Genomic DNA, 24,005 nt, shown 5'->3' with positions numbered 1-24,005 from the left:
CTCAAGCAGCCAGCGCCTCACCCGACAGCGTGATGCGGTGCATCTCGCGATAGTGGCCCTGATAATCGTTCATTGCATTGTGCCACGTCGTGCGATTGTCCCAGATCGCTATCGTTCCGGGCTTCCACTGCAGGCGGCACTGGTTGTCGTCCGTAAGCGCAGCATCATACAGGCGCTGCAACAGCGGCATGCTTTCCTCGCGCGTGCGACCGACGAAGTTAATCGTGAAGGCGCGGTTTACATAGAGCAGCTTTCGCCCGGTATGCGGGTGACGGATCACGACCGGGTGGACTGCTCCGGTCTTGAGATCATGCCCGCGAAGGCTCCTACCCATGTCGGTCTGCGCATACAGCCCATCGGCCTTGTAGATGTGGTCGGCGGTGTGAAACGCTTCAAGGCCTTCGATCTCGTCCTTGAGGTCCTGCGGTAACGCATCATAGGCCGCTCCCATATGCGCCCACATCGTGTCACCGCCCTGAGGGGGCAGTTCGCGCGCGACCAGCACCGATCCCATCGCAGGTATCTGGTCATACGAATGGTCGGTGTGCCAATCCCCGCCGATATTGGTCTGCTGATCGGGGTCCTTTTTGACCACCGCGATCTCGGCATAGTCTTCGGTCAGCGGGAAATAGTTGTTCACATCGATCCCGCCCCAGCGCTTACCGAAGGTGATATGGTCTTGCTTCGAGAATTCCTGATCGCGGAACACGGCAACACCGTGCTCGTAAATCGCATTCTTGATGTCCTGCATTTCCGCGTCGCTGCACGAAGCCAGCGAGACACCGGAAACCTCGACACCGCATTTGGGTGCCATCGGGGTCATTTGCATAAGTTCCTCTCCCACTTTTGCTGGCTGATTACCACGCCTTCACCAGCATTGCACGCGTCTTACTTACCGATCGGTAAACAAATTGTCCAGCACTTTGGCAGTATGCAAAGCGGCGCGGTTAAGGCGTGGACAGGTCAGCCAATCTGACCACCCGGCTTGCGGAATCAGAATTGAATTGCTAGGCGCGCGCCAGCTTCGGCGCAGAGGCCCCTTGCCCCCTGCAGATTCCCCGAGAGCGTCAGTTGTTTTCTTCACTCCTCAAAGAGGATCTAAACGCGTGGATAATTCCGCCGGTATTCAGGCTAGCCTCGCAGGCCGTTATGCCTCGGCCCTGTTCGATCTGGCTTCCGAAAACGGAACCGTCACTTCGGTCGAATCCGATCTCGAAACGCTCGGCGCTGCGCTGAGTGAGTTGGACGATCTGGCCGCTGCAACCACCAACCCGGAACTCTCGCGCACACAACAAGGCGCCGCAGTTTCCGCAGTGGCCAAGCACCTCGAGCTGAGCGAGCTCACCACGAAGTTTCTCGGCGTGCTCGCCGGCAATCGCCGTCTGTCGAAGCTGCCCGAAATGATCGCCGCATTCAAAACCATCGCCGCGGCACAGCGCGGTGAGGTGTCGGCAAATGTCACCAGCGCGCACAAGCTGACCGATGCTCAGCTTGCAACGCTCAAGGACAAGCTCACGGCCCGCGTTGGCCGCACTGTCATGCTTACAGCCGACGAAGATCCTGACCTTCTGGGCGGGCTCGTCGTCACCATTGGATCGCAGCGCATTGATGCCTCGATCCGCACTCGCCTTAATTCTCTCGCCCAGGCCATGAAGGCTTAAAGGACTACGAACATGGAAATCCGCGCCGCAGAAATCTCGAAGGTCATCAAGGACCAGATCGCCAATTTCGGCACCGAAGCACAGGTCAGCGAAGTCGGCACCGTGCTTAGCGTTGGTGACGGCATCGCCCGCATCCACGGCCTCGACAAGGTCCAGGCCGGTGAAATGGTCGAATTTGCCAATGGCGTTCAGGGCATGGCCCTCAACCTCGAAGCTGACAATGTCGGCGTCGTGATCTTCGGCTCGGACGCCGAGATCAAGGAAGGCGACACCGTCAAGCGTACCGAGACCATCGTGGACGTCCCCGTGGGCAAGGCTCTGCTGGGCCGCGTGGTCGACGCGCTGGGCAACCCGATCGACGGCAAGGGCCCGATTGAAACGACCGAGCGTAGCCGCGTTGAAGTTAAGGCACCGGGCATCATCCCGCGCGAATCGGTTTCGGAGCCGGTGCAGTCGGGCCTCAAGGCCATCGACGCCCTCGTCCCCGTTGGCCGTGGTCAGCGCGAACTTATCATTGGCGACCGTCAGACCGGTAAAACCGCCGTCGCAATCGACACCTTCATCAACCAGAAGGGCGTCAACGCATCGGATGACGAAGGCAAGAAGCTCTACTGCGTCTATGTCGCCGTGGGTCAGAAGCGTTCGACCGTCGCGCAGATCGTGAAGCAGCTCGAAGAAAACGGCGCGATGGAATATTCCATCGTCGTTGCCGCGACCGCTTCGGAGCCTGCACCGCTTCAGTATCTCGCGCCGTACACCGGCTGCGCGATGGGTGAATTCTTCCGCGACAACGGCATGCACGCCGTGATCGTGTACGATGACCTTTCCAAGCAGGCCGTTGCCTATCGTCAGATGTCGCTCCTGCTGCGTCGTCCTCCGGGCCGCGAAGCGTATCCGGGTGACGTTTTCTATCTCCACAGCCGCCTGCTTGAGCGCGCTGCAAAGATGAACAAGGCAGAAGGCGGCGGCTCGCTCACCGCGCTTCCGATCATTGAAACGCAGGCAGGCGACGTGTCGGCATATATTCCGACCAACGTGATTTCGATCACCGACGGCCAGATCTTCCTCGAAACCGACCTGTTCTATCAGGGTATCCGTCCTGCAATTAACGTGGGTCTGTCGGTTAGCCGTGTGGGCGGTGCCGCTCAGACCAAGGCGATGAAGAAGGTTTCGGGCTCGATGAAGCTCGACCTTGCCCAGTACCGTGAAATGGCTGCATTCGCGCAGTTCGGTTCGGACCTCGACGCTGCTACGCAGAAGCTTTTGAACCGCGGCGCTCGTCTGACCGAGCTTCTGAAGCAGAAGCAGTTCAACCCGATGCCGTTCGAAGAGCAGACCGTATCGATCTTTGCCGGCACCAACGGGTTTATCGATTCGATCGCTGTCGACCGCGTCAACGAATACGAAGAGCAAATGCTCGCCTTCTTCCGCAGCGAGCACGCCGACGTCCTCGAAACGATCCGCACCACCGGAAAGTTCGAAGACGACACCAAGGCTGCTGTGGTTGCGGGCCTCGAAGCCTTCGCCAAGCAGTTCGCATAAGGAGCAAGGGTAAGTGCCCTCACTCAAGGAACTCAAAGGTCGGATCAACTCGGTCAAGTCGACCCAGAAGATCACCAAGGCCAAGCAGATGGTCGCCGCGGCCAAGCTGCGCCGTGCGCAGGCCGCTGCCGAAGCCGCACGCCCGTATCAGGAACGCCTGGCAGCTGTCATGGCGAGCCTTGCGGGCAAGGTTTCGGGCGACAGCGCGCCCAAGCTTCTCGCAGGCACCGGCTCAGACCAGCGCAACCTTTTGGTTGTGGTGAACACCGACAAGGGCCTGTGCGGCGGTCTCAACTCCAACCTCGTCAAGGCTGCCAAGGCCAAGGCGCAGGCGCTTCTTGCTGAAGGCAAGTCGGTCGAGTTCTACCTCGTCGGCAAAAAGGGCCGCGCGCCGCTCAAGCGCGAATATCCCGAGCGCATCGGCAACCACTTCGACACCTCGAATGTGAAGACGCCGGGCTTTGAAGAGGCCGATGCCATCGCTGCAGAACTCATCCAGATGTTCGAAGACGGCAAGTATGACGTTGCACACCTGATCTACCCGACCTTCCAGTCGGCACTGGTTCAGAACCCGACCGTCAACCAGCTGATCCCCGTCCCTTCACCGGAAACGGCTGAGGAAACCGACGCCGTGGTCGAATACGAGCCGGGTGAAGAGGAAATCCTCGAAGAGCTCCTTCCGCGTTACGTGAAGACGCAGCTGTTCGGCTCGCTGCTTGAGCGTGAGGCATCGGAGCAAGGCGCTTCGATGACCGCGATGGACAACGCCACGCGCAACGCAGGCGACCTCATCAACAAGCTGACGATCCAGTACAACCGCAGCCGTCAGGCCGCGATTACCACCGAGCTGATCGAAATCATCGCAGGAGCCGAAGCACTATGAAGACCCTCAAGACTTTTGCAGCCTGCACTGTCATCCTCGGTCTTGCTGCCTGCGCAGCTCCCGCTGAAGAAGAAGGCGCCGGCGATGACGTCGATGTGGCGACCGTCAGCACCGCCAACGATGACACGGTCGGCGATGCGGGAGATCCGCCCAGCATGGAAACCGTCAGCATGGCGCTCGGCGAAGCCTGCACCGGCTTTGGCACCGAGGTCCGCTCGGCAACCTGCGTCGCGACCGACCTTGCACAGAGCTTCACCTGCGATTTCGCGCTGGCCGGTGACCCGGAAGGCGTGACCCGCGAACTTACACTCACCCAGTCCGATGACGCATGGGCCGTCGAACAGGAGCCGCAATTCTGCTCCTCGCTCGAACGCGCCGACGCGATGGCCGATCAACCGGCAAGCGCGAACGTCCCTACCCAGCCCGAATAACGCTCACGATTTAACGGCCCAAAAGGCCGAACATCACAGGAAACGAAAATGGCAACCGCACCAGTCCTCAACCAGACCACCAACGGCACCATCGCCCAGGTCATCGGCGCTGTCGTCGACGTGCAGTTCCCCGGTGAACTGCCCGCAATTCTGACCGCGCTCGAAACCAAAAACGACGGCAAGACGCTCGTCCTCGAAGTCGCGCAGCACCTTGGCGAAAACACCGTCCGCACGATCGCGATGGATGCGACCGAAGGCCTTGTTCGCGGTCAGGAAGTCATCAACACCGGCGCGCAGATCAGCGTTCCGGTTGGCCCCAAGACGCTCGGCCGCATCATGAACGTCGTCGGCGAAGCCATCGACGAGCGTGGCCCGGTTGGCGCTGACATGACCAGCCCGATCCACGCAGAGGCTCCTGCCTTTGTCGACCAGTCGACCGAAGCCGACATTCTCGTCACCGGCATCAAGGTAATCGACCTTCTCGCTCCTTACGCAAAGGGCGGCAAGATCGGCCTGTTCGGCGGCGCTGGCGTGGGCAAGACCGTTCTCATTCAGGAACTCATCAACAACATCGCAAAGGGTCACGGCGGCGTGTCCGTGTTCGCAGGCGTTGGTGAGCGTACCCGTGAAGGTAACGACCTCTACCACGAATTCCTCGACGCTGGCGTTATCGCCAAGGACGAAGACGGCAACGCTATCTCGGAAGGCTCCAAGGTTGCGCTCGTCTTCGGTCAGATGAATGAGCCTCCGGGCGCACGTGCACGCGTTGCTCTGTCGGGTCTGACCATGGCAGAATACTTCCGCGACCAAGAAGGCCAGGACGTCCTGTTCTTCGTCGACAACATCTTCCGCTTTACGCAGGCGGGTTCGGAAGTGTCCGCGCTTCTCGGCCGTATTCCTTCGGCGGTGGGCTACCAGCCGACCCTGTCGACCGACATGGGTAACCTGCAGGAACGCATTACCTCGACCACCAAGGGCTCGATCACCTCGGTGCAGGCCATCTACGTTCCCGCAGATGACTTGACCGACCCTGCCCCGGCAACCTCGTTTGCTCACCTTGACGCAACGACCACTCTGTCGCGCGCCATCTCGGAGCTCGGCATCTATCCGGCGGTGGACCCGCTGGACTCGACCAGCCGCGTTCTCGAACCGCGCGTTGTCGGTCAGGAGCACTACGAGACCGCTCGCCGCGTTCAGGAAACGCTGCAGAAGTACAAGAGCCTTCAGGACATCATCGCCATTCTCGGCATGGACGAGCTTTCGGAAGAAGATAAGCTCACCGTTGCCCGTGCGCGCAAGATCCAGAAGTTCCTTTCGCAGCCGTTCCACGTGGCTGAGGTCTTCACCAACATCCCGGGCCTGTTCGTGCAGCTCGAAGACACGATCAAGTCGTTCAAGGCTGTGGTCGACGGTGAATACGATCACCTCCCCGAAGCGGCCTTCTACATGGTTGGCGGCATCGATATGGTGGTCGAAAAGGCAGCCAAGCTCGCCGAGGAAAGCTAAGGAATATGTCGGAAACGCTTGACCTGGCAAACTGCGTCAATGCGGTTTGTCCATGGTCGGGCGATCCGGTCTCAGGTGACAGCCTGACCCTTTATCGCGGCAAGGTCGTCGGATTCTGCAATCCGGGCTGCCGCGACAAATTTGAGAAGGCCACATCGGCATTCGATGCGGCGATTGACGGAAACTGATCGATGGCACTCCACTTCGAACTCGTAACCCCTGCCAAGCTGGTCCGCAGCGAAGACGTCCACATGGTCGTCGTCCCCGGCACCGAAGGCGAATTCGGCGTTCTCGAAGGCCACGCGCCTTTCATGAGCACGATCCGCGACGGCGCGGTGCAGGTCTACAAGACCGAAGGCGCTGCGCCCGAAACCATCGAAGTGCGCGGCGGCTTTGCTGAAGTCGGAGACGCTGGCCTGACTGTTCTCGCCGAGCATGTCGGCGAGTAACGGGGGCCTGACTGTTCTCGCCGAGCATGTCGGCGAGTAACGGGGCCTGACTGTGCTCGCGGAGCACGTCGAAGGGTAAGTAAATCTTTACCAAGAATTGCGATGTGATTGGGGCGGCCTGCGGGTCGCCCTTTTCTTTTGGGATTTCAGGCGGGAACGGGATCAAATGTCCCAGCCCCGGTGAGGGAGCCAGGTAGTCATCGCATGAAAATTCGCGGCATCAGCATTGGCTATCTGACGGTTGTAGCGGTCGCGCTGATCGCGTTGCTGGCACCGGTGCCAGACAACAATCGCGGTAATGCGTTTATCAATCTCGTCCTTCTCCTGACGCCGGTCTTCGCGATTTTCTTTCTTCTCCGCCCGGTGATCGCTCGCAATCCCAATCCGGTGTCGCAACTCGCCGCCGATTTTCGCGCACATTGGCCGAAGGTGGTTTGGGCCGGTGCACTCTATCTTTCACTGGCGATGTCGCTCGAAGTGTTCAGCGGGATCAAGAAATCGATCCCCTTTGTGATGCCGTTCTACCTCGACCCGTTCCTTGTCGAACTGGACCGCAAGATCTTCTTCGGCACCGACCCATGGCGTATCACCCATGCGCTGTTCGGGTGGGCCACCGGACAGATCGTCTGGCTCTACAATGCGTGGCACATGGTCCATATCGGGCTAGCGGTGTGGGTCGCCTTCTCCTTCAACGAAGCGCAGAAAATCCGCTTTGCCCTCGTCCTGCAATTCACCTGGCTTTTCCTGGGTGGCGGGCTCGCCATGCTGATGGCATCGGTCGGACCGGTGATGGTCGGAGACTTCTTCGGCGACCGCAGTTTCGATCCGATGCTCGCAGTGCTGTCTGATCAAGCGCCGTCGGTCATCATGGTGAAAGATACGCTGATCGACACCATGGACAATCCCCTGCTCATCAGCGGTATCTCGGCCATGCCGTCGATCCACGTCGCGATTTCGGTAGCGGCTGCTCTATGGCTCCAGCAACAAGGGTCGAGAGTGCTGACGGTGATCGGTTGGGCCTATGCGGCGGTGATCTACATCGGCTCGATCCACCTCGGCTGGCATTATGCGACAGACGGCATGGTGTCCGCACCTCTGGTTATCCTCGTGTGGTGGCTGGCCGGAAAATACGTCGACTGGCTCCAAGGACGAGAGTTTGCGATCGCCTTGCCTGCTCCCGTAGCCGAACAAGAACCCGGCTGAGCTACGGCGACGGGCGCCTATCGGGCCTCACGAGCTCTGGCGCTGAACCCACCCGGCAATCTCCATCATATGCTCAGGCGTCGAGTTCATTGCCGCTTCTTGCATGATCGAGGCGAGCGTCTTCGACTCAAGCGCGCTGCGATAGGCCTGTTCGGCAAGCGCGAAGGCCGCTGCAATCTCGCAGGGGCGTTTGCATTCGGAGCGCTTGAGCCCGCATGGCCCGTTTTGACGGATCTCGGTGCACCGAAAGGCGGGCGACGGTCCTTCGATGGCAATGACGATGTCGAGAAGAGTTATGGCATCCGGCGAACGCGCAAGTCGATAGCCGCCGCCCTTCCCGCGAACCGATTGCGCAATCCCTGCACGGCGAAGCGCCTGCATCTGTTTCGATAAATAAGCGGCAGGAAGCTCAAAAAATTCGGCAAGTGCATCGACGCTGAGGCCCTTTCCCTCGGGCAACAGCGCGATGATGGTGCAAACATGCGTCGTCCACTCGATGCCTTTGGCCAGTTGCACTCTTGACTCCTTAATTGGATATTCTTTATCCGGGTAATAGATATCCGATTAAGGAGCGATGCCATGCGAGTTGAAGCGAAGCAAGCCCACCGCCGCCTTGCACTTTTCATAGGGCTCTTTCTCGCAGTGCATTTCGCAGCGCATTTCAGCGCGGTAGGCTCGATCGCGGCTCAGGATCTCGTCCTGCAATGGGGCCGCGCTGTCTATCGAGTTCCTGTGATAGAAGCTGCTCTGGCGCTTGCGCTCGCCGTGCAGGTCGGCCTGGGGATAGGTCTCCTGCGTCGCATAACCAAGCGCTCTCGCAAGGATTTCTGGCACTGGGTCCAGTTCGCCAGCGGATGCTATCTCGTCTATTTCATCGTGATGCATACCAGCGCGGCGCTCATCACGCGCCTTGGATTTGGTCTCGACACCAATTTCTACTGGGCGGCGGGGACGCTCGTTCTCGATCCGCTTCGGTACGGCTTTGCACCCTATTACGTGCTCGCCGTCATGGCGATCACCGGCCACCTGTTAGCCGCGCTCCACTTTCGCAAGGCGCGCCGCTGGCACAAGCCTGCGCTGACGCTTGGTCCGCTCGCAGGTGTCGTGATCGTCCTGGCCTATGGCGGCGCATTCTACGCAATCGAATTACCCGCCGAGCACAATGCCTATTTCGAATATTATCCGGGAGTGTCCTGACCGCATTTAGCCCTTCACAATCAAAGGCTCTCCATGCACAAACATTCCTGAAACCCCCAAGGAGAGGACCTTTGAAACTTGTTTCCACGAATACCATCGCTCTGGCTCTTGCAGCTGCCATGACCATGGGCGTTGCGACTTCCGCATCCGCAGATGCGCATATGGACGAAAGCCCAATGGATGAAAGCGGCGTCCCTGGTCCTAACGAAGACCCTTACATCTGGCTCGAAGAAGCCCGCAGCGACGAAGCGCTGGACTGGGTCCGGGCAGAGAATGAGCGCACACTCGCCTCGTTGGAGAACGACCCGCGCTTTGAAACGCTGAAAGCTGAGGCGCTTGCCATCTATGACAGCGAAGATCGCATTCCGTTCGTGAGCTTCCGCCCGGACGGTCTCTACAACTTCTGGCAGGACAAGGAGAACCCCAAGGGTATCCTGCGCCGCACGACGCTGGAAAGCTACCAGACCGACAATCCGGAATGGGAAACCGTGCTCGACATCGACGCGCTGGCCGCGGCTGAGGGCAAGGAATGGGTTTACAAGGGCTCGACCTGCCTGCCGCCCGCGATGGAAATGTGCATGATCGCGCTCAGCGATGGAGGCGAGGATGCCACTATCATGCGCGAGTTTAACATGACCACCGGTGAGTTCGTCGAAGGTGGCTTTGAACTGGCCGAGAAGAGCCAGGGCGGCATCCAGTGGTTCGACGAGGATACGCTGCTCGTCGGCCGCAACTTTGGCGAAGGCACGCTCACTGACAGCGAATACCCCTTCACCACCCGCCTTTGGGAACGCGGCACCGATCTTGCCGATGCGCCCGAACTGTTCCGTGGACAGGCCGACGATGTGTGGGCCGGTGCAAGCCTGATGCGCGATGCGAGCGGCGAAATGCAGGCCATGACCGCGTTTCGCGGCGTGAGCTTCCACGAAAGCGAATACTTTCTCTACGACGATGACAGCGAGGAATGGATCAAGCTCGACATCCCGAAAAAGGCGTCGCCTTACGGGATCGTCGATGGCCAGGTGCTGCTTTCGACCGATGTTGACTGGGAAGTCGACGGCCAGACCTTCCCGGCTGACAGCCTGGTCGCGATGGACCTTGAAGAGTGGAAGGCGAACCCGAACGGCGCGGCCAAGACGCTCGTCTGGGCTCCGGCAGAGCGCCAGACCAAGCGCGGCGGTGCGATCACCGCAGGCGCTTTGTATGTCGGCATGCTCGACAACGTTGTCGGCAAGGTGCTCAAATTCAACTACGAGGACGGCGCCTGGACCAGCGAAGAAGTGGCCCTGCCCGACAATGCGACGGTCGGCATCGCGGCAAGCTCGAATGAGAGTGAACAAATCATGTTCACTGTCACCGACTTCCTCAACCCGACGACGCTCTACTACACCGACGGTTCGACCGACCCGATGCCGCTCAAGACCTCGCCTGCACGCTTCGACGCTGCTGGTATGGACGTTGAGCAGCACGAGGCGACCAGCGCCGACGGAACCAAGATTCCCTACTTCATCGTCAAGCCTGCCGGCATGGAGATGAACGGCGAAACGGCGATCCTGATGAGCGGCTATGGCGGCTTCCAGATCCCGCGCCTGCCGAGCTATATGGGTTCGACCGGCAAGATGTGGCTTGAGCGCGGCGGAGCCTATGTGCTCGCAAACCTTCGCGGTGGCGGTGAATTCGGCCCCGGCTGGCACCAGACCGCGATCCGCGAGAACAAGCAGCGCACCTGGGACGATTTCATCGCAGTCGGACAGGACTTGGTGGATCGCGGTTTCACTTCGCCTGAGCACCTCGGCATCCAGGGCGGCTCGCAGGGCGGCCTGCTTGTCGGAACGGCCTTCACGCAGCGTCCTGACCTGTTTGGAGCGGCTATCGTGCAAATTCCGCTGTTCGACATGCTCCGCTATCACCTGATCGGTCGCGGCGCTTCATGGATCGGCGAGTATGGTGATCCGCGTATCCCCGAACAGCGCGCATGGATCGAAGGGTATTCGCCCTATCAGAAGATCGTTGAAGGCGTGGACTACCCCACCCCATTCCTTTGGGCTTCGACCGCAGACGATCGCACGCATCCTGCGCACGCCCGAAAGGGTGCGGCGCGTCTCAAGGAACTGGGGCAGCCATACTACTACTACGAGGATATGACCGGCGGACACTCAGGCGGCGTCGATAACGAACAGCGCGCCAAGCTTCAGGCGCTGCAATATGTCTACCTGATGCAGCAGCTGATGGACGAACAGACCGGCGGTTGACCTTCGCGCAAAGCCGAAGCGAATCCTAAAAGATGAGCGTATCGAAAAGGGGCGGTTTCCTGCGGGGTACCGCCCCTTTTTGTCGACCGCATGGTCAGTTGTAAAGCAGTCCGACAGTTTTCACTCGGTTCGTCGCAGGCCGCGCACGGGGGGGTTCGTCAACGCGAAATTAACCATGTCTGGCAGGCCCTCGTTAAGTGCGAAAACACACCTTTGATCTCGCCGGGATACAAAGGAGTACTTAGGAAATGGCTTACCCCCGCGATATTTCGATTGCCGACGCAATTAAGCGTTATGGCCTCCCGCGCTCTCATCGCGTCCACTGGTCCGCTTCGCGCAAGGCTGATGTGGTGCGCGCCGTGCATGACCGTGCCATCAGCTTTCACGAAGCGCGCGAGCGCTATCTGCTGAGCCGCAGCGAGTTCGAGGAATGGGAACGTGAATATTCCCGCTCGGCTCCTGTACGCACGGAGTATCTCGAGAGCGCCTGAGTTGCGAGCGATAGAGGTCGTAGGCGTACCCGCGAGTTCCCCCCTACTCGGCCGCGACCTCTATCAGCACCTCATTGCGCCGCATGGGACCTGGCACCATCGGCGCGTCGTAAAAAGCGTACTCGAAGTCTCCGACCGGTGTGAGGTTCTGGTCTTCAACCCACTCGGTCAACCTGGCTTCCATTTTGGCAAGGTCGGCGTTTGAACCGTTGCCACTGAAGCGTACGGCAGCGATCCGGCGAGCGGGCACCTTGGTCAAGGTGATATCCGAAGGCGGCGTGGGCAGCGTGTCCATCGTGAAGCGCGAAGGCATGACGAAGCGCATCCGCCATTCGCCGGTGGCTGTTTCTTCCTGAAGGACGGGAGACGTCATCGCGATCGGCTCGGCCTGATCGATCCGTTCCTGGATTACCGGAGCGGTCATGGCGATCCGCTCGCGGTCCCCACCCGGCCGGTCCTGAGCAAAGATGTAAGCGGCAAGGCGGCGGAAACTCGCCCCGCTCGCGCGGCGACGGTCGCCCATGTGAGTGACCTCGGCAACGATTATCGGTTCGTATTCGCGCAGCTCGAAGGCGTCGTCCTTGGCGATGCTGCGATAGGCAGGTTCCTCGCTGTCACCGCGATATTGCGCGACGGCTGCGACGCCTGCGATGGCGGCCAAGCCTGCTCCTGCCAGAACCCATTTTGCCACACCCATCTCGCGCTCACTCCTTTGCTTTTGCTGTTACCTCTACAGTTACGAGAGGCAGCAGTTCCCGGATGGCACGGCCCTAGCGGCGGGTCGGCGCGTGAAAGTCGGGCGGCTTGTTCGCGATCCAGCCAAGGAACTTCGCGATGGCGGGCTTGTCGGAAAGGGCTTCCGGGTCATCGCCGATCCGGGCAAGCTCGGCATTGGTGAAGTTTGCGTGGATGGTCTTGTGGCAGATCGGATGAACCGGGACGGTCGCGCGGCCCTTCTTCGACTTGGGCACTGGGTGGTGCCACTGGAGGCGATTTTCGATCGCGCGCCGGCATAGCCAGCAGGTCAGTGCCTCTTCGCTCACTCCGGCCACTGGGTAAGCGACAGCGTGTTGCCGTCCTGGTCGCGGAACCAGCACACCTGCGCGCCATCGGGCGTCGTCCAGATGCCGCGCTTGTCCTGCTCCATCCATTCGAACCGGGCGAATTCGACGCCTCGCTCTGACAGGCGGTCGCATTCGGCAGCGATATCCTCGACCCGCCAGCCTAGCTGGGTGAAGGGATGCGGCTCAAAGCTCTCGACTTTTTGAACGCGGAGCATCGTGCCACCAGCATCGAATTCGAGAGAGAACGGATTGTCGTCGGTCAGAGTGAAACCCATGACGTCGCAATAGAAGACCCGCGCCTCTTCTGGCTTTGTGGTGGCACTGAAGAGGATAGGCGTCATGCTCACTTGTCCTTTTGCGCTGCCTTCTTCTTCTTCATCGTATCGTGAAAGCGATCGGCCCAGCCCGGCTTCACGGCCTGCTCGCCGCGCACCATGCGAAGGTCGCCGGCGCCGACGTCACGGCTAACAGCGGAGCCTGCCGCCACGATTGCATCTGCACCAATAGTGACCGGCGCGATAAGGGCGCTGTTCGAGCCGATGAAAGCGCGATCCCCAATAGTGGTGTGGTACTTGAAATAGCCATCGTAATTGCAGGTGATCGTGCCTGCGCCGATATTGGCTTTGGCGCCCACCGTCGCATCGCCGAGATAAGTGAGGTGGCTGGCCTTTGCGCCGGGGCCAAGTGTTGCCTTCTTCATTTCGACGAAATTGCCGACGAAACTGTCTTCTTCCATCACCGCGCCCGGACGCAGGCGCGCGAACGGCCCGACCGCCGCGCCGCTCGCGATGGTTGCGCCTTCGATGTGGCAGAACGCTTTGATGTGGACGTCATCGGCGATGCTCACGCCGGGACCGAAGACTACGTTGGGCTCGATCAGGACATCGCGGCCAATCTTCGTATCCCAGCTGAAGAACACGGTCTCAGGAGCACGCAATGTCGCCCCATCCGCCATCGCCTCTTCGCGGCGGACTGCCTGCCAGCGCTGCTCAGCCTCGGCGAGTTCGGCGCGGCTGTTGATGCCGGCAACCTCGTCCGCATCGGTTTCGACCACGACGACCTTGTCGCCGCGCGAGATGGCTCCGGTGGCGACGTCAGGGAGGTAATATTCGCCTTGCGCGTTATCGTTGTCGACCGCGTCGAGCAATGGCCACATATCGTCCGAATGCGCGACGATCAGGCCCGAATTGCACAGGCGCGTGCGCTTCTCGCGCTCGGTCGCGTCCTTGAATTCGACCATCTTGCGCACCGTGCCATCATCGTCGGCAATGATCCGGCCATAGGCGAGCGCATCTTCGGGCCGGAAGCCTAGCACCGCGACCTTTGCCCCGTCCTCAAGCGCAGCAATCAGGCGCTGCACCGTCTCGGCGCGGACCATCGGCACATCGCCGAAGCAAACAAGATGGTATCCCGAAAAGCCCGAGAGCGCCTCACGCGCCTGCAAGGCTGCATGAGCAGTGCCATGCTGCGGGTCTTGCAGCGCAGTCGAGACATCGCGCCCTTCAAGTACAGCGTCCACCTGTTCGCGCCTGTCGCCCACCACCACGACCGTGCGCTGGGGCGCGAGCTCGGCAAAGCTGTCGAGCAGGTGCAGCAGCATCGGTTTGCCCGCAATCGGGTGGAGCACCTTGTGGAGCTCGCTCTTCATGCGGGTGCCCTTGCCAGCGGCAAGGATGATGGCGGCAAAATCAGTCATGCTCTCTCCTGTAGGCCCGGCAGCGCTTGCCATCAAATGCTTGCAGATTGAAGTCGGTTCCTTCACGCGATGCCGCCTATGGCCAATTTCCCTTTCGATGCCGTGGGTTTCGACCTTGATGGCACACTTCTCGACACATTCCGCGACCTTGGCGAAGCGGTGAACCATGCGCTCAAGCTTGGTGGGTTCGATACGGTGCCGGTCGACAGCTCAAAAGACCTGATCGGAGGCGGAGCAAAGATCATGCTGGCCCGCGCCATCGAGGCGCAAGGCGGCTTGCCGCCGGAGGAATTCAAGCCGCTCTACAAGGCGATGCTGGCATTTTACTCGGAAAACAACGCCGTTCATTCCGCGCCCTACCCCCACGCCCGCGAGGTGGTGGACGAACTCGCGACGCGCGGTGTGAAGATGGTTGTCGTCACCAACAAGTTTGAGGAATTCGCGCGCTCCATCCTGACGCAGATCGACTTCATCGCACCCTTCGAAACGGTCATCGGCGGCAACAGCCTTGGCAAGGGACCCGACGGCAAGTTCCTCGCCAAACCTGACCCCGCTCCGGTCTTAAAAGCGCGTGAGATTGGCGGCGGTGGCCGCTTCGCATTCGTGGGCGATTCGACCTATGACGTTAAGGCTGCGCGTGGAGCGGGCGTTCCGGTTATCGGCGCGGCTTATGGCTATTGTGACAAGCCGCCTCACGAATTGGGCGCGGATGCGGTAATTGATTCGCTCGAAGGCCTCATTCCCGCCCTCGAAGCGCTATAGAATAACAATCTTACGCTACGGCAGCGCAACTTCGCAGCGCACGGTGTTGCAACGCAGCACGATTCCTGCCACGCAGCGCCGCATAAGAGTTTACGCGAGCGTAAAGCACGCCCGCTCACAGACCAGATAAACAAACCCCACGGAAAGGATCGTTCCCCATGACCATCGACTTCAAGGACAAGGTAGCCCTCGTCACCGGCGCAGGCGGCGGACTGGGCCGCGAATACGCGCTCGAACTCGCCCGCCGCGGCGCGAAGGTCGTCGTGAACGACCTCGGCGGTTCACGCGACGGCACCGGCCACTCGGACATGGCCCTGAAGGTCGTTGAAGAGATCGAAGCCATGGGCGGCGAAGCCATGTCAAACGGCGGATCGGTCACCGAATACGAGCAGATGGAAAAGATGGTCGCCGACGCCAAGCAGAAGTGGGGCGGTGTGCACGTCCTCATCAACAATGCTGGCGTCCTTCGCGACAAGACGTTCCACAAGATGACCCCGGACGATTTCGAATTCGTCCTCAAGGTCCACCTCACCGGTTCGGCTTTCGTCACGAAGGCTTGCTGGGAAACCTTCCGTGAGCAGGCCTATGGCCGCGTTCTCATGACAGCATCGTCGACCGGCCTGTTCGGCAACTTCGGCCAGGCAAACTACGGCGCGGCCAAGCTCGGCCTCGCAGGCCTCACCAAAACGCTCCAGCTCGAAGGCGCGAAGTACAACATTCGCGTCAACACGCTGTCGCCGGTTGCCGGCACGCGCATGACCGAAGACCTCTTCCCTGAAGAAGCCTTCAAGCTGTTCGATCCGGTGAACGTGGTCCCGGCAGCGCTGTTCCTCGTCAGTGAAGACTCGCCCACCAACGCGATCGTCGGTGCAGGCGCCGGCGGTTTCCACTCTTCGTGGACCGTTATGAACGACGCCGTCTGGCTAAAGGACGAAGACCGTACCGTCGAAGGCTTCGCCGCACGCTGGGACGAGATCAACGACTTCTCGAACCTCGTCGCCCCGCAGTCGGGTTCCGAGCAGTCGGGCAACATCCTCAAGGCCATGCAGAAGGTCACCGGCACCGGTCCCGCCAGCGCGCGCGGCTAATCCGCACCACTGTATTGACTACTTAATACACCGGGCCTAGCTTCCCTCGCTATTCAGCAGGGGAGGCTGGGCCCGAAATGTATTCAGAAGACGACATCAATTCCGCCGTCGCGGCAGGCGCGCTGAGCGCCGAAGCCGCCGAGAGCTTCCGCGCTCACATGACGAGAGTGCGCGAATTGCCACGCGGGTCGGAAGAAAACTTTCGACTGATCAACAGCTTCAACGACATATTCGTCAGCATCGGCATCGTCATCTTGCTGCTCGCGGTCGGTGCGATTGGTCAGGCTCTCGCCGCAATGTTCGTACCCGCCGAAGCCTGGCTTGAGACAATTCCAAGCAGGATGAGCGCGGCTCAGCTGGAGGCGAGGGCCGACGCCCGAAACCTCAAGACCGCGCTTGATCTTTGCCTGCCCGGCTTGCTGGTGGCCGTAACCGCATGGCCGCTGGCAGAGTTCTTTACGCGCAAACGCCGGATGGCGCTGCCCTCGATCCTGGTGCTGCTCGCCTTCGTCGGCGGGGTCTTCTTCGCAGTTCTCGGTGCAGGGTTCACCATCATCCTGAATGGCAGCGACCGCATCGGAGCCGTGATCGCCGCGCTCGCAGCCTTTGCTGGAGCGGGCGCCGCCTACTTTCATTGGCGACGCTTCATGGTGCCGATCACGGTCGCAGCCGGTGCTGCGGGTGTCGCAGGCACGGCCATCGCCCTGATGCTGGCCGCTGTCGGTCCCGGGCTGATTACGCCCGATATCCTGCTCGTCCTCGTCTTCATCGCAGGTCTTGCGGTGTTCGGCTTTGCCATGCGCTGGGACATTTCAGATCGCGAGCGTATCACGCGTCGCAGCGACGTTGCCTTCTGGCTGCACCTGCTGGCAGCGCCAATGATCGCTCACCCGATCTTCGCCCTGCTTGGCGTGACCGAGGGTGACAATTTGGGCGTGGGAGCGGCTGTGGGTGTGCTCGGCGTCTATATCGCGTTTGGCCTGCTAGCGTTGGCGATTGACCGGCGCGCGCTGCTGGTCTCCGCCCTCGCCTATGTGCTGTTCGCGCTGACATTCCTGTTCCGCGAGTTTGGAGCTGTCGAATTGAATTTTGCACTTACCGCGTTGGTGATCGGATCGGCTCTCTTGAGCCTCTCAGCCTTCTGGCAGCCGATCCGACGTTCGGTGGTTGCGGCGCTTCCGCGAAATGTTCAGGCGAGCCTTCCCGCGACCGAGGATCCGGCCCTGTCGATGGCAGCGACGGCCTAGTCGTCGACCGCCTTCATCAGCCGCCTCTCGACCGGGGCAAGCACGTTTACGAGTTCAGAGCCGCGCTTGAGGATCTGTCCGTGCTCGCCGAACAGCGTGTACATGCCCTGTTTGCCTCGAAGGCTCGGGCGTTTCTCGATGCGCGTTTGCGGGCGCTCGGCGGTGCGGCGGAATGCGGCGAACGTCGCTGCGTGGAGGTCGAAATCCATCGCGTAGTCACGCCATTCGCCCGCGGCGACCATACGGCCATAAAGGTCGAGAATGCGCTGCAGTTCCTCGCGGTCAAACCCGACTTGGTTTGCAGCCTGCTTACTCGGAAACGCAACAACCTGGCCGGAATTCCCGGCTCCTAGACCTGCACTCATCAGGCGCCGGTCCCGCTTTTCTTGGTGAGGTCGAGATCGCCCTGAACCGGTTCATCGACCTGACGATCTGCCTTCAGAGCGGCGATCTCAGCTTTCATTGCGATCAGTTCGCTTTCGAGCTTCTCAATGCAGTCGACGCGGTTACCCTCTGCATCTTCGCACGGCGTGCCGTAGGGGATGAAGTCCTTGATCCACTCTTCGGCAGGAACGAGTGTCGAGCGCGCCTTGAAACCGACCATCGTCGCGCCCTCGGGCACTTCCTCGGTCACCACGGCGTTGGCGCCGATGCGTGCACGCTCGCCCACGGTGATGGGGCCAATAACCTGCGCGCCTGAGCCGATGATCACGTTGTCCTGAATGGTCGGGTGGCGCTTGCCGCCCATGCCATTTGTCGGATTGGTCCCGCCCAACGTCACGCACTGATAGATCGTAACGTTGTCGCCGATCTCTGCGGTTTCGCCGATCACGGTGAAGCCGTGATCGATGAAGAAGTTCTTCCCGATCCTGGCGCCCGGATGGATATCGATCGCGGTCAGCAGGCGGCTGAGATGATTGACGAACCGGGCGAGGAAAAACAGCTTCGCATCGAAGAGCCAATGCGCGATCCGGTGGAAGCCAAGTGCCCAAACCCCCGGATACAAAAGGATTTCCCACCGCGACCGAGGAGCTGGATCGCGCGCCTGGACCGAGTCCAGATAAGCCTTGAGCTTGTCGAACATGGTGCTGATTCTCCCACCAAACGGGCCGAAAGGCAAATCCGCGCTACAACAGTTTTTGTTGGTCGGGCCCATGCAAAGCTTCGAGCGCCGCTCTCCACACAGACATGGTAGCGGGTGCTGCACGTTCAAGGCTGATACGGTCGATGGTCCGCACGAGCGCCTCGATATCTGCAAAGGAGCGCCGCGTGCGCGGGACGAGATAGTCCGCTGCCCCCTCTGCCAAGGTGAGACCGCGCGCCTCTGCATGCGCTTCGATCAGCTGCGCCGCCATGGCGTCATCGGGATCGCCAATCGCGAGTTGCAGCGATCCGCCGAGGCGCGACTTGAGGTCAGGCAGGCTTATCTCCCAAGGCGTGCTGTCGGCGATCAGCAGCAACTTCGTTCCTGCGCGCGAGCCGCCCTCCTGCACCGCGTTCCACCGGTGGAACACCTGCGCTTCGTCCAGCGTATCGGCTCCGTCGATGACTTCGATCCCCTGCCCTGCGGCCCAATTGCCGAGCAGGGTCTTTCCCGAGCGCGGCGGGCCGGTCAGGACGGCGGTGTTGAATGGCCAGCTGGCTGGGTTCTGCAGGGCCTCGACCACCTGCAGATTGGCGTTCCCCACTACGATCCGGCGTGGGGCGCCTTCGCCGGCTGGAGCCAGCGGGAGAGCTATTTGGGAATGCGATGAACCAGCCACGGCAGCACCACTGGCGGTCTAGCGGCTGATGGCGAGCGCGTTGTTGCCCTCGCGCACGGCAAAGCCGCGCTCGCGCAGCGCCGCCGCCAGCGCAGAAAGGTCGCCGCCGTAGCTTACGCTCATGACCGAAGTGCCGCCCATCGCGGTGCTCGTAACCGCTAATCCGCGCACTCCCGGAACCTGACGGACGGTCGAAAGGGCCGAATCGAAAGCCATCGGATCGGGGCTTGCGAACTGGACGGCATAAGCGCGCACGACGGCGGGGGCCTGAGTCGGCTGCGCGACGGGTGCCTCACCGGCCGGGAATTCGGAAGCCGTCGCAGCCGCCTCAGCAGCGGCGGCATCGCGGGCCCGGATAGCGCGCCCAATCTCGATCAAGCGAGCAAGCGCCGGATCGACCTGCCCCGAACCGCCGAGGCGCAGGGTCGGGTCGGGCTGCAATTTCCCATCGGCCAACGCCTCTTCGTAGATCGCGTCCATGCGCTCAACCGCTTCACCGAGCATGGCCTGCAACTGCGCCGGACCGTTCGCTTCCATCTCGAATGTCTCGAGGAACTTGCTATCCGGTCCATAGCGTGCGGTGAAGGTCCCGGTGATCGGGCCCCCTGGGAATTGGTGATCGAGCTTGGCAATCGGCACGAGAGCATCGGCAGCGCCAAACTGGTCGAGCGTGCTCGCCCACCATGCGCGGCTGCGTCGACCCGCCTGCCCGTATGTCAGCAAAAGCGAATCGCCCCCTGCGCCGGACGGGCGGACATAGTCGATGCGACTTCCGCCCGGATTGAATTCGGCCCAAGCGCGCTGCCACGGATTGCGAACCTCGAAGGTCGTATAAGCTCCCCCGCTCACCGTCACCGGAATAAGCAACATCGGTGCGGACGAACGCGCACTGCGAGCGCCACCTAGGAAACGCCCTGCGCGCTGGCGGTCGAAGGTCACTCCAAGCGTTGCGACATAGCGTTTTGGCCCGATCCGCTCGCGCTGGATGACAATGGCCGAGACCATGCCTGCAAGCTGGCTGTCATTGATCGCAGGCCCACCGACCTGCTCCCACGCCTCACGCTGCGCACGCCGCCACGCCTCATCGCGCGCCTCCTCGCCCGTATCAGCGCGCACATCAACCTCGATTCCGCGCACCTCGATGTCCGCGCTCGAAGCGGTGGGAGCGATACCGCGGTCGCCCGACACCTGCGCCAGTACGAGCGCATAGCCGCCGCCCAACAGAGCAAGCGCCAACAGCGCTGCGGCGATCCAGCGCGGCGCTGGCAGGGCTCTCAAATTCGGGCCGGAAAGGGTGGATGACATACTCATCGGGGAAATCTGATGCGTCTTTGCCCAATGCGAAGTGGAAATCCAAGCCTGAAAGGCTAAAGCCTTGCGCATGAGTGGCAAGAACTCCCCATATACATACGCCGATGCAGGCGTTTCGATCGATGCCGGCAACGCGCTGGTGAAGGCTATTGCACCACTGGCAAAGGCCACAGCGAGGCCGGGAGCAACCAGCGATCTGGGAGGCTTTGGCGGCTTCTTCGATCCGAAGGCTGCCGGGTATGAAGACCCGCTGCTCGTCGCGGCGAATGACGGGGTCGGAACCAAGCTGAAGCTCGCGATCGACTTTGACCGGCACGACACCGTCGGGATCGACCTAGTCGCGATGTGCGTCAATGACCTGATCGTGCAGGGTGCTGAGCCGCTGTTCTTCCTCGATTATTTCGCCACAGGAATGCTGGAGAACGGCATAGCCGAGCGGGTGGTCGCGGGCATCGCCGAGGGGTGCAAACAAGCGGGCTGCGCGCTCATCGGCGGCGAAACAGCCGAGATGCCGGGGATGTACGGCGATGGCGATTATGACCTTGCTGGTTTCTGTGTCGGCGCGGTCGAGCGCGGGGAGCAGCTGACGGGCGAAAAAGTCGCCCCCGGAGATGTGCTGCTGGGCCTTGCAAGTTCAGGTGTCCACTCGAACGGCTATTCGCTCGTACGGCGGCTTGCAGCGGACAAGGGTTGGAAACTCGACCGCCCTGCCCTGTTCGATCCCGAGCAGCTATTGATCGACGCGCTTATCGAACCCACGCGCATTTATGTGGCGAGCCTTCTTCCGCTGCTTCGCGATGGGCTCATCCACGGTCTTGCACACATCACCGGCGGTGGTTTGCTCGAAAACATTCCGCGCATCCTGCCAGACGGCGCGCATGCTCAGGTCGATGCCGACCTTTGGGAGCAACCGCGCCTGATGGCCTACCTGCAGGGGCAGGGCGCGATTGAGCCTGAGGAAATGGCGCGCACTTTCAATTGCGGCGTGGGCATGGTTCTCGCAGTGGCCGAGACCGATGTCGACACGGTCACCAAACGGCTCGAAGAGGCTGGCGAGACGGTGCTGCGCGTCGGGACAATCGCGCAAGGCGAGCGCGGCTGCACGGTTCGCGGATCGCAGGGTACATGGAGCGCGCTCGGCGACTGGAGCGCAACACACACGGCTTGAGGCAAACTGCCGCGCCTGCCTTGTCCAGACCGGACTTTCGCAGCAGGATCGCGCCAGACTATCGGAGGGATCTATGCTGAGACGGGATCAGCATGACTCATAAAGCGAAGATCGCGGTCTTCATTTCGGGCACGGGCACCAACCTTGCCGCGCTGCTTTACGCCAGCCGCCTAGACGATGCGGCCTACGAGATCGTGCTTGTTGCGAGCAATGTCGCGGACGCAGCCGGGCTCGCGCTCGCGCAGCTTGAACGCATCGCGACATTCACGCACTCGCACAAAGGCATCAGCCGCGCAGAGCAGGACGCCGCGATGGAAGCGGCGGTGGTCGAGGCGGGCGCGGACTTCATCGTGCTTGCCGGATACATGCGTATTCTTTCCGACAGCTTTGTCGAGCGTTGGGAGGGTCGGATCCTCAACATTCACCCCTCGCTTCTGCCTAAATACAAGGGACTCGACACCTTCGCGCGCGCCATCGAGGCTGGCGACAGCCATGCGGGATCGAGCGTTCATATCGTCACGCCTGAACTCGATGCCGGCGAGGTCTTGGCGCAGGTCAGGGTCGCCATTGCGCCCGACGACACACCAGAAGCACTCGCCGCGCGGGTCAAACCGGCCGAGCATCAGCTCTATCCGCGCGCAGTCGCGGATTATGTCTCGCGAGGCTACGATCCCGAATATCTGTATGCGAAGGTGCGCGAGTTAGCGCTTGCCCTGCCCGAAACGCACGAACGCGACAGCCACGGTTCGCCCGGCTTTCGCGTTGGAACGGAGAAATCGGGCAAGTTCTTCGCGCATTTCAACGATCAGCATCACGGCTCGCAGCACATCGCCGTTCTCGTGAAGACGGGTAGCATAGACGAGCTGCTGGACCTCGTCGAAGCGCAGCCCGAAGCCTATTTCAAACCCGCCTATTACGGCGCCAGCGGATGGATCGGCGTGATCCTCAACCGCCCTGGCGTCGATTGGGAGCATGTCGGCGAATGGCTCCATCGAAGCTGGCGCAGCGTTGCACCTGCGCGCCTGACCAAGCTGCTCGATGCGGCGGACCAGTTCTGATGCCGCAATTTCCGAGAAAGAAGCCCGCGCGCGAGCATCCTCTTGCGAGAGGACGCCTCGCCGATCGCGCCAACACATTGCTTGGCACGGCGTGGGCCAAAGGCTGGCTGCCCACGCCCGATCTTAGCGCCGACGCGCTCTGGGACGTCGCCACCAACGCCGCCAACGCGCATGGCGAAACCGGTGGACGCTCAGGCGAGGATGTGGTCGATTTCCGCGAGCGGCTGGAGCGGCTTTGCAATGCCGTGATCGAAGAGGCCAACCTCAACCCGCTGGGCAAGGCGATGGCGTGGGGTCAGCTGAGCCGCGTGGTCAAGAACCGCCTCGCCTTCGGCAAGCTGTGGAGCGACCGGCCTGAACTTGCCGAAACCGAGCTCGCCCCGCCCATCATAGTGATCGGGCATATGCGTTCGGGCACGACACGCATTCACAAGCTGCTCGCCGCAGACCCCGCGCATTCGCACACGCGCTATTGCGATGCCTATCACCCCGTCCCTGCGGCCAAGGGGGTCAACCGAGTCCGAAGCGCGCTTGACCTGGTGATGCTCAACGCGCTCAATCCCTGGCTGCAATCAATCCATCCGATGGCGCCGGGCGATGTGGAGGAGGAGCTCGCCTGGATTTCGGCGGCATTGCACCACTCGATCTACGAATCGCAGTGGCATATTCCGAGTTATTCAATCTGGAGTGAGGCTGCCGACGCCGCACCGATCTACCGCGAGTTCGCGCGCATACTGAGAACCGACGCCGCCCACCGCGGGATCGCCGACAAGCCGCGCGTGCTCAAGGTGCCCGCTTTCGCCGAAGACCTTCCCGCCTTGCTCGACCTGTTCCCCGATGCGCGACTGGTCGTGGCCGAGCGCGACAGTGAGAAGGTCCTTCGCAGCGCAGTGTCACTTTGCGCAAACCAGATGGCGATCCAGTCCGACACCTGCGATCTCGACACGATCGAGGCGCTTTGGCGGCACAAGATCGTGCTGCGCGAGGAGCGTATGGCGAAAACCCTGACGCAATGGGACGGCAAGATCGCGCGGCTCCATTTCGACGCGCTGGGCGGAGACTGGGAGGGTGCGATCGCGCGCTGCTATGCAGATCTCGATCTCGAACTGACGCCGGAAGCCCTTTTTGCAATGCACGCGCAGATGGAAGACAGCGCATCGGGCCATCACCATGCACATTCACAGCAGTTGGAGCGCTTCGCAGAGGAGCGCTGATACGAAAAGGGCCGCCCAA

General features: G+C 61.3%; 27 protein-coding genes. 17 read left to right on the top strand and 10 right to left on the bottom strand.

Annotated features, from left to right (window positions below; translation table 11 throughout):
• Position 1: 1 nt before the first annotated feature.
• Positions 2 to 823, bottom strand: a complete 822-nt coding sequence (locus AC0V6T_RS03730; protein WP_486124443.1) for a TauD/TfdA dioxygenase family protein — start codon at positions 821 to 823, stop codon at positions 2 to 4.
• 283 nt (positions 824 to 1,106) lie between these two features.
• On the opposite strand from AC0V6T_RS03730, the gene AC0V6T_RS03725 reads away from it, so the two are divergent.
• The 8 genes from AC0V6T_RS03725 to AC0V6T_RS03690 all read left to right on the top strand — a co-directional run bounded on the left by AC0V6T_RS03725 (position 1,107) and on the right by AC0V6T_RS03690 (position 7,675).
• Entirely contained in the window at positions 1,107 to 1,661 is a 555-nt protein-coding gene (locus tag AC0V6T_RS03725; RefSeq protein WP_486124441.1) for a F0F1 ATP synthase subunit delta, read from the top strand.
• A 12-nt stretch (positions 1,662 to 1,673) separates the two neighbouring features.
• Positions 1,674 to 3,203, top strand: a complete 1,530-nt coding sequence (gene atpA / locus AC0V6T_RS03720; RefSeq protein WP_007164756.1) for a F0F1 ATP synthase subunit alpha — start codon at positions 1,674 to 1,676, stop codon at positions 3,201 to 3,203.
• Between the two features lie 13 nt (positions 3,204 to 3,216).
• Positions 3,217 to 4,086: a F0F1 ATP synthase subunit gamma gene (locus tag AC0V6T_RS03715; protein ID WP_486124439.1), complete on the top strand. Its 870-nt coding sequence runs from the start codon at positions 3,217 to 3,219 to the stop codon at positions 4,084 to 4,086.
• Entirely contained in the window at positions 4,083 to 4,517 is a 435-nt protein-coding gene (locus tag AC0V6T_RS03710; protein ID WP_486124437.1) for a hypothetical protein, read from the top strand. Before AC0V6T_RS03715 ends, AC0V6T_RS03710 begins: the two co-directional genes overlap by 4 nt.
• A gap of 48 nt (positions 4,518 to 4,565) precedes the next feature.
• Complete coding sequence (gene atpD, locus AC0V6T_RS03705) at positions 4,566 to 6,023, top strand: F0F1 ATP synthase subunit beta (RefSeq protein ID WP_486124435.1); 1,458 nt, start codon at positions 4,566 to 4,568, stop codon at positions 6,021 to 6,023.
• Positions 6,024 to 6,028: 5 nt separating this feature from the next.
• Positions 6,029 to 6,211, top strand: coding sequence for a glutathione S-transferase (locus AC0V6T_RS03700; RefSeq protein WP_486124433.1), 183 nt, complete (start codon positions 6,029 to 6,031; stop codon positions 6,209 to 6,211).
• Positions 6,212 to 6,214: 3 nt separating this feature from the next.
• Positions 6,215 to 6,472, top strand: coding sequence for an ATP synthase F1 subunit epsilon (locus AC0V6T_RS03695; RefSeq protein WP_486124431.1), 258 nt, complete (start codon positions 6,215 to 6,217; stop codon positions 6,470 to 6,472).
• 204 nt (positions 6,473 to 6,676) lie between these two features.
• Positions 6,677 to 7,675, top strand: a complete 999-nt coding sequence (locus AC0V6T_RS03690) for a phosphatase PAP2 family protein (protein WP_486124429.1) — start codon at positions 6,677 to 6,679, stop codon at positions 7,673 to 7,675.
• 27 nt (positions 7,676 to 7,702) lie between these two features.
• Here the strand turns inward: AC0V6T_RS03690 and AC0V6T_RS03685 are convergent, their stop codons facing one another.
• A complete protein-coding gene (locus tag AC0V6T_RS03685; protein ID WP_486124427.1) occupies positions 7,703 to 8,191 on the bottom strand; it encodes an RrF2 family transcriptional regulator in 489 nt (162 codons plus the stop codon).
• A gap of 63 nt (positions 8,192 to 8,254) precedes the next feature.
• On the opposite strand from AC0V6T_RS03685, the gene AC0V6T_RS03680 reads away from it, so the two are divergent.
• The 3 genes from AC0V6T_RS03680 to AC0V6T_RS03670 all read left to right on the top strand — a co-directional run bounded on the left by AC0V6T_RS03680 (position 8,255) and on the right by AC0V6T_RS03670 (position 11,615).
• Entirely contained in the window at positions 8,255 to 8,872 is a 618-nt protein-coding gene (locus AC0V6T_RS03680) for a hypothetical protein (RefSeq protein ID WP_486124425.1), read from the top strand.
• A gap of 125 nt (positions 8,873 to 8,997) precedes the next feature.
• The gene (locus AC0V6T_RS03675) at positions 8,998 to 11,124 is read left to right on the top strand and encodes a prolyl oligopeptidase family serine peptidase (RefSeq protein WP_486128488.1); all 2,127 of its coding nucleotides are present in this window, start codon (positions 8,998 to 9,000) and stop codon (positions 11,122 to 11,124) included.
• 248 nt (positions 11,125 to 11,372) lie between these two features.
• Positions 11,373 to 11,615 (top strand): DUF1153 domain-containing protein, encoded by a 243-nt coding sequence (locus tag AC0V6T_RS03670; protein WP_007164766.1) that lies wholly within the window; start codon positions 11,373 to 11,375, stop codon positions 11,613 to 11,615.
• Between the two features lie 43 nt (positions 11,616 to 11,658).
• On the opposite strand, the gene AC0V6T_RS03665 is transcribed toward AC0V6T_RS03670, so the two are convergent.
• The 4 genes from AC0V6T_RS03665 to glmU form a co-directional block, all read right to left on the bottom strand.
• Entirely contained in the window at positions 11,659 to 12,312 is a 654-nt protein-coding gene (locus tag AC0V6T_RS03665; RefSeq protein WP_486124423.1) for an SOUL family heme-binding protein, read from the bottom strand.
• Positions 12,313 to 12,385: 73 nt separating this feature from the next.
• On the bottom strand, positions 12,386 to 12,658 hold the full coding sequence (locus AC0V6T_RS03660; RefSeq protein ID WP_486124421.1) for an HNH endonuclease: 273 nt from the start codon (positions 12,656 to 12,658) through the stop codon (positions 12,386 to 12,388).
• Complete coding sequence (locus tag AC0V6T_RS03655) at positions 12,655 to 13,020, bottom strand: VOC family protein (protein ID WP_486124419.1); 366 nt, start codon at positions 13,018 to 13,020, stop codon at positions 12,655 to 12,657. The genes AC0V6T_RS03660 and AC0V6T_RS03655 overlap by 4 nt, the downstream gene beginning before the upstream one ends.
• Positions 13,021 to 13,022: 2 nt before the next feature.
• Positions 13,023 to 14,375, bottom strand: coding sequence for a bifunctional UDP-N-acetylglucosamine diphosphorylase/glucosamine-1-phosphate N-acetyltransferase GlmU (gene glmU / locus AC0V6T_RS03650; protein WP_486124417.1), 1,353 nt, complete (start codon positions 14,373 to 14,375; stop codon positions 13,023 to 13,025).
• A gap of 78 nt (positions 14,376 to 14,453) precedes the next feature.
• On the opposite strand from glmU, the gene AC0V6T_RS03645 reads away from it, so the two are divergent.
• The 3 genes from AC0V6T_RS03645 (at position 14,454) to AC0V6T_RS03635 (ending at position 17,472) form a co-directional block, all read left to right on the top strand.
• The gene (locus AC0V6T_RS03645; protein WP_486124415.1) at positions 14,454 to 15,137 is read left to right on the top strand and encodes an HAD hydrolase-like protein; all 684 of its coding nucleotides are present in this window, start codon (positions 14,454 to 14,456) and stop codon (positions 15,135 to 15,137) included.
• Between the two features lie 158 nt (positions 15,138 to 15,295).
• Positions 15,296 to 16,225 carry an SDR family NAD(P)-dependent oxidoreductase gene (locus tag AC0V6T_RS03640; RefSeq protein WP_486124413.1) on the top strand — a complete coding sequence of 310 codons (930 nt, stop codon included), beginning with the start codon at positions 15,296 to 15,298 and terminating at the stop codon, positions 16,223 to 16,225.
• A 77-nt stretch (positions 16,226 to 16,302) separates the two neighbouring features.
• Positions 16,303 to 17,472 (top strand): hypothetical protein, encoded by a 1,170-nt coding sequence (locus AC0V6T_RS03635; protein WP_486124411.1) that lies wholly within the window; start codon positions 16,303 to 16,305, stop codon positions 17,470 to 17,472.
• Here the strand turns inward: AC0V6T_RS03635 and AC0V6T_RS03630 are convergent.
• From AC0V6T_RS03630 to AC0V6T_RS03615, 4 genes are all read right to left on the bottom strand, one after another.
• Entirely contained in the window at positions 17,469 to 17,837 is a 369-nt protein-coding gene (locus tag AC0V6T_RS03630; RefSeq protein WP_486124409.1) for a DUF2794 domain-containing protein, read from the bottom strand. The two genes, AC0V6T_RS03635 and AC0V6T_RS03630, sit on opposite strands and share 4 nt — an antisense overlap.
• Positions 17,837 to 18,556: a serine O-acetyltransferase EpsC gene (gene epsC / locus AC0V6T_RS03625; protein ID WP_486124407.1), complete on the bottom strand. Its 720-nt coding sequence runs from the start codon at positions 18,554 to 18,556 to the stop codon at positions 17,837 to 17,839. The genes AC0V6T_RS03630 and epsC overlap by 1 nt, the downstream gene beginning before the upstream one ends.
• Positions 18,557 to 18,599: 43 nt before the next feature.
• Positions 18,600 to 19,139, bottom strand: a complete 540-nt coding sequence (locus tag AC0V6T_RS03620) for an HdaA/DnaA family protein (RefSeq protein ID WP_486124405.1) — start codon at positions 19,137 to 19,139, stop codon at positions 18,600 to 18,602.
• Between the two features lie 114 nt (positions 19,140 to 19,253).
• The gene (locus AC0V6T_RS03615; protein WP_486124403.1) at positions 19,254 to 20,546 is read right to left on the bottom strand and encodes a heavy-metal-associated domain-containing protein; all 1,293 of its coding nucleotides are present in this window, start codon (positions 20,544 to 20,546) and stop codon (positions 19,254 to 19,256) included.
• 70 nt (positions 20,547 to 20,616) lie between these two features.
• Here AC0V6T_RS03615 and purM point away from each other — a divergent pair, with 70 nt between their 5' ends.
• From purM to AC0V6T_RS03600, 3 genes are all read left to right on the top strand, one after another.
• On the top strand, positions 20,617 to 21,714 hold the full coding sequence (gene purM, locus AC0V6T_RS03610) for a phosphoribosylformylglycinamidine cyclo-ligase (protein ID WP_486124401.1): 1,098 nt from the start codon (positions 20,617 to 20,619) through the stop codon (positions 21,712 to 21,714).
• A gap of 92 nt (positions 21,715 to 21,806) precedes the next feature.
• On the top strand, positions 21,807 to 22,772 hold the full coding sequence (gene purN / locus AC0V6T_RS03605) for a phosphoribosylglycinamide formyltransferase (protein ID WP_486124399.1): 966 nt from the start codon (positions 21,807 to 21,809) through the stop codon (positions 22,770 to 22,772).
• Entirely contained in the window at positions 22,772 to 23,986 is a 1,215-nt protein-coding gene (locus AC0V6T_RS03600; RefSeq protein WP_486124397.1) for a sulfotransferase, read from the top strand. Before purN ends, AC0V6T_RS03600 begins: the two co-directional genes overlap by 1 nt.
• The last annotated feature ends 19 nt before the right edge of the window (positions 23,987 to 24,005 follow it).

Source organism: Erythrobacter sp. S158 (genome assembly GCF_057364915.1).
This window is presented reverse-complemented; position numbering and strand designations above follow the sequence as displayed.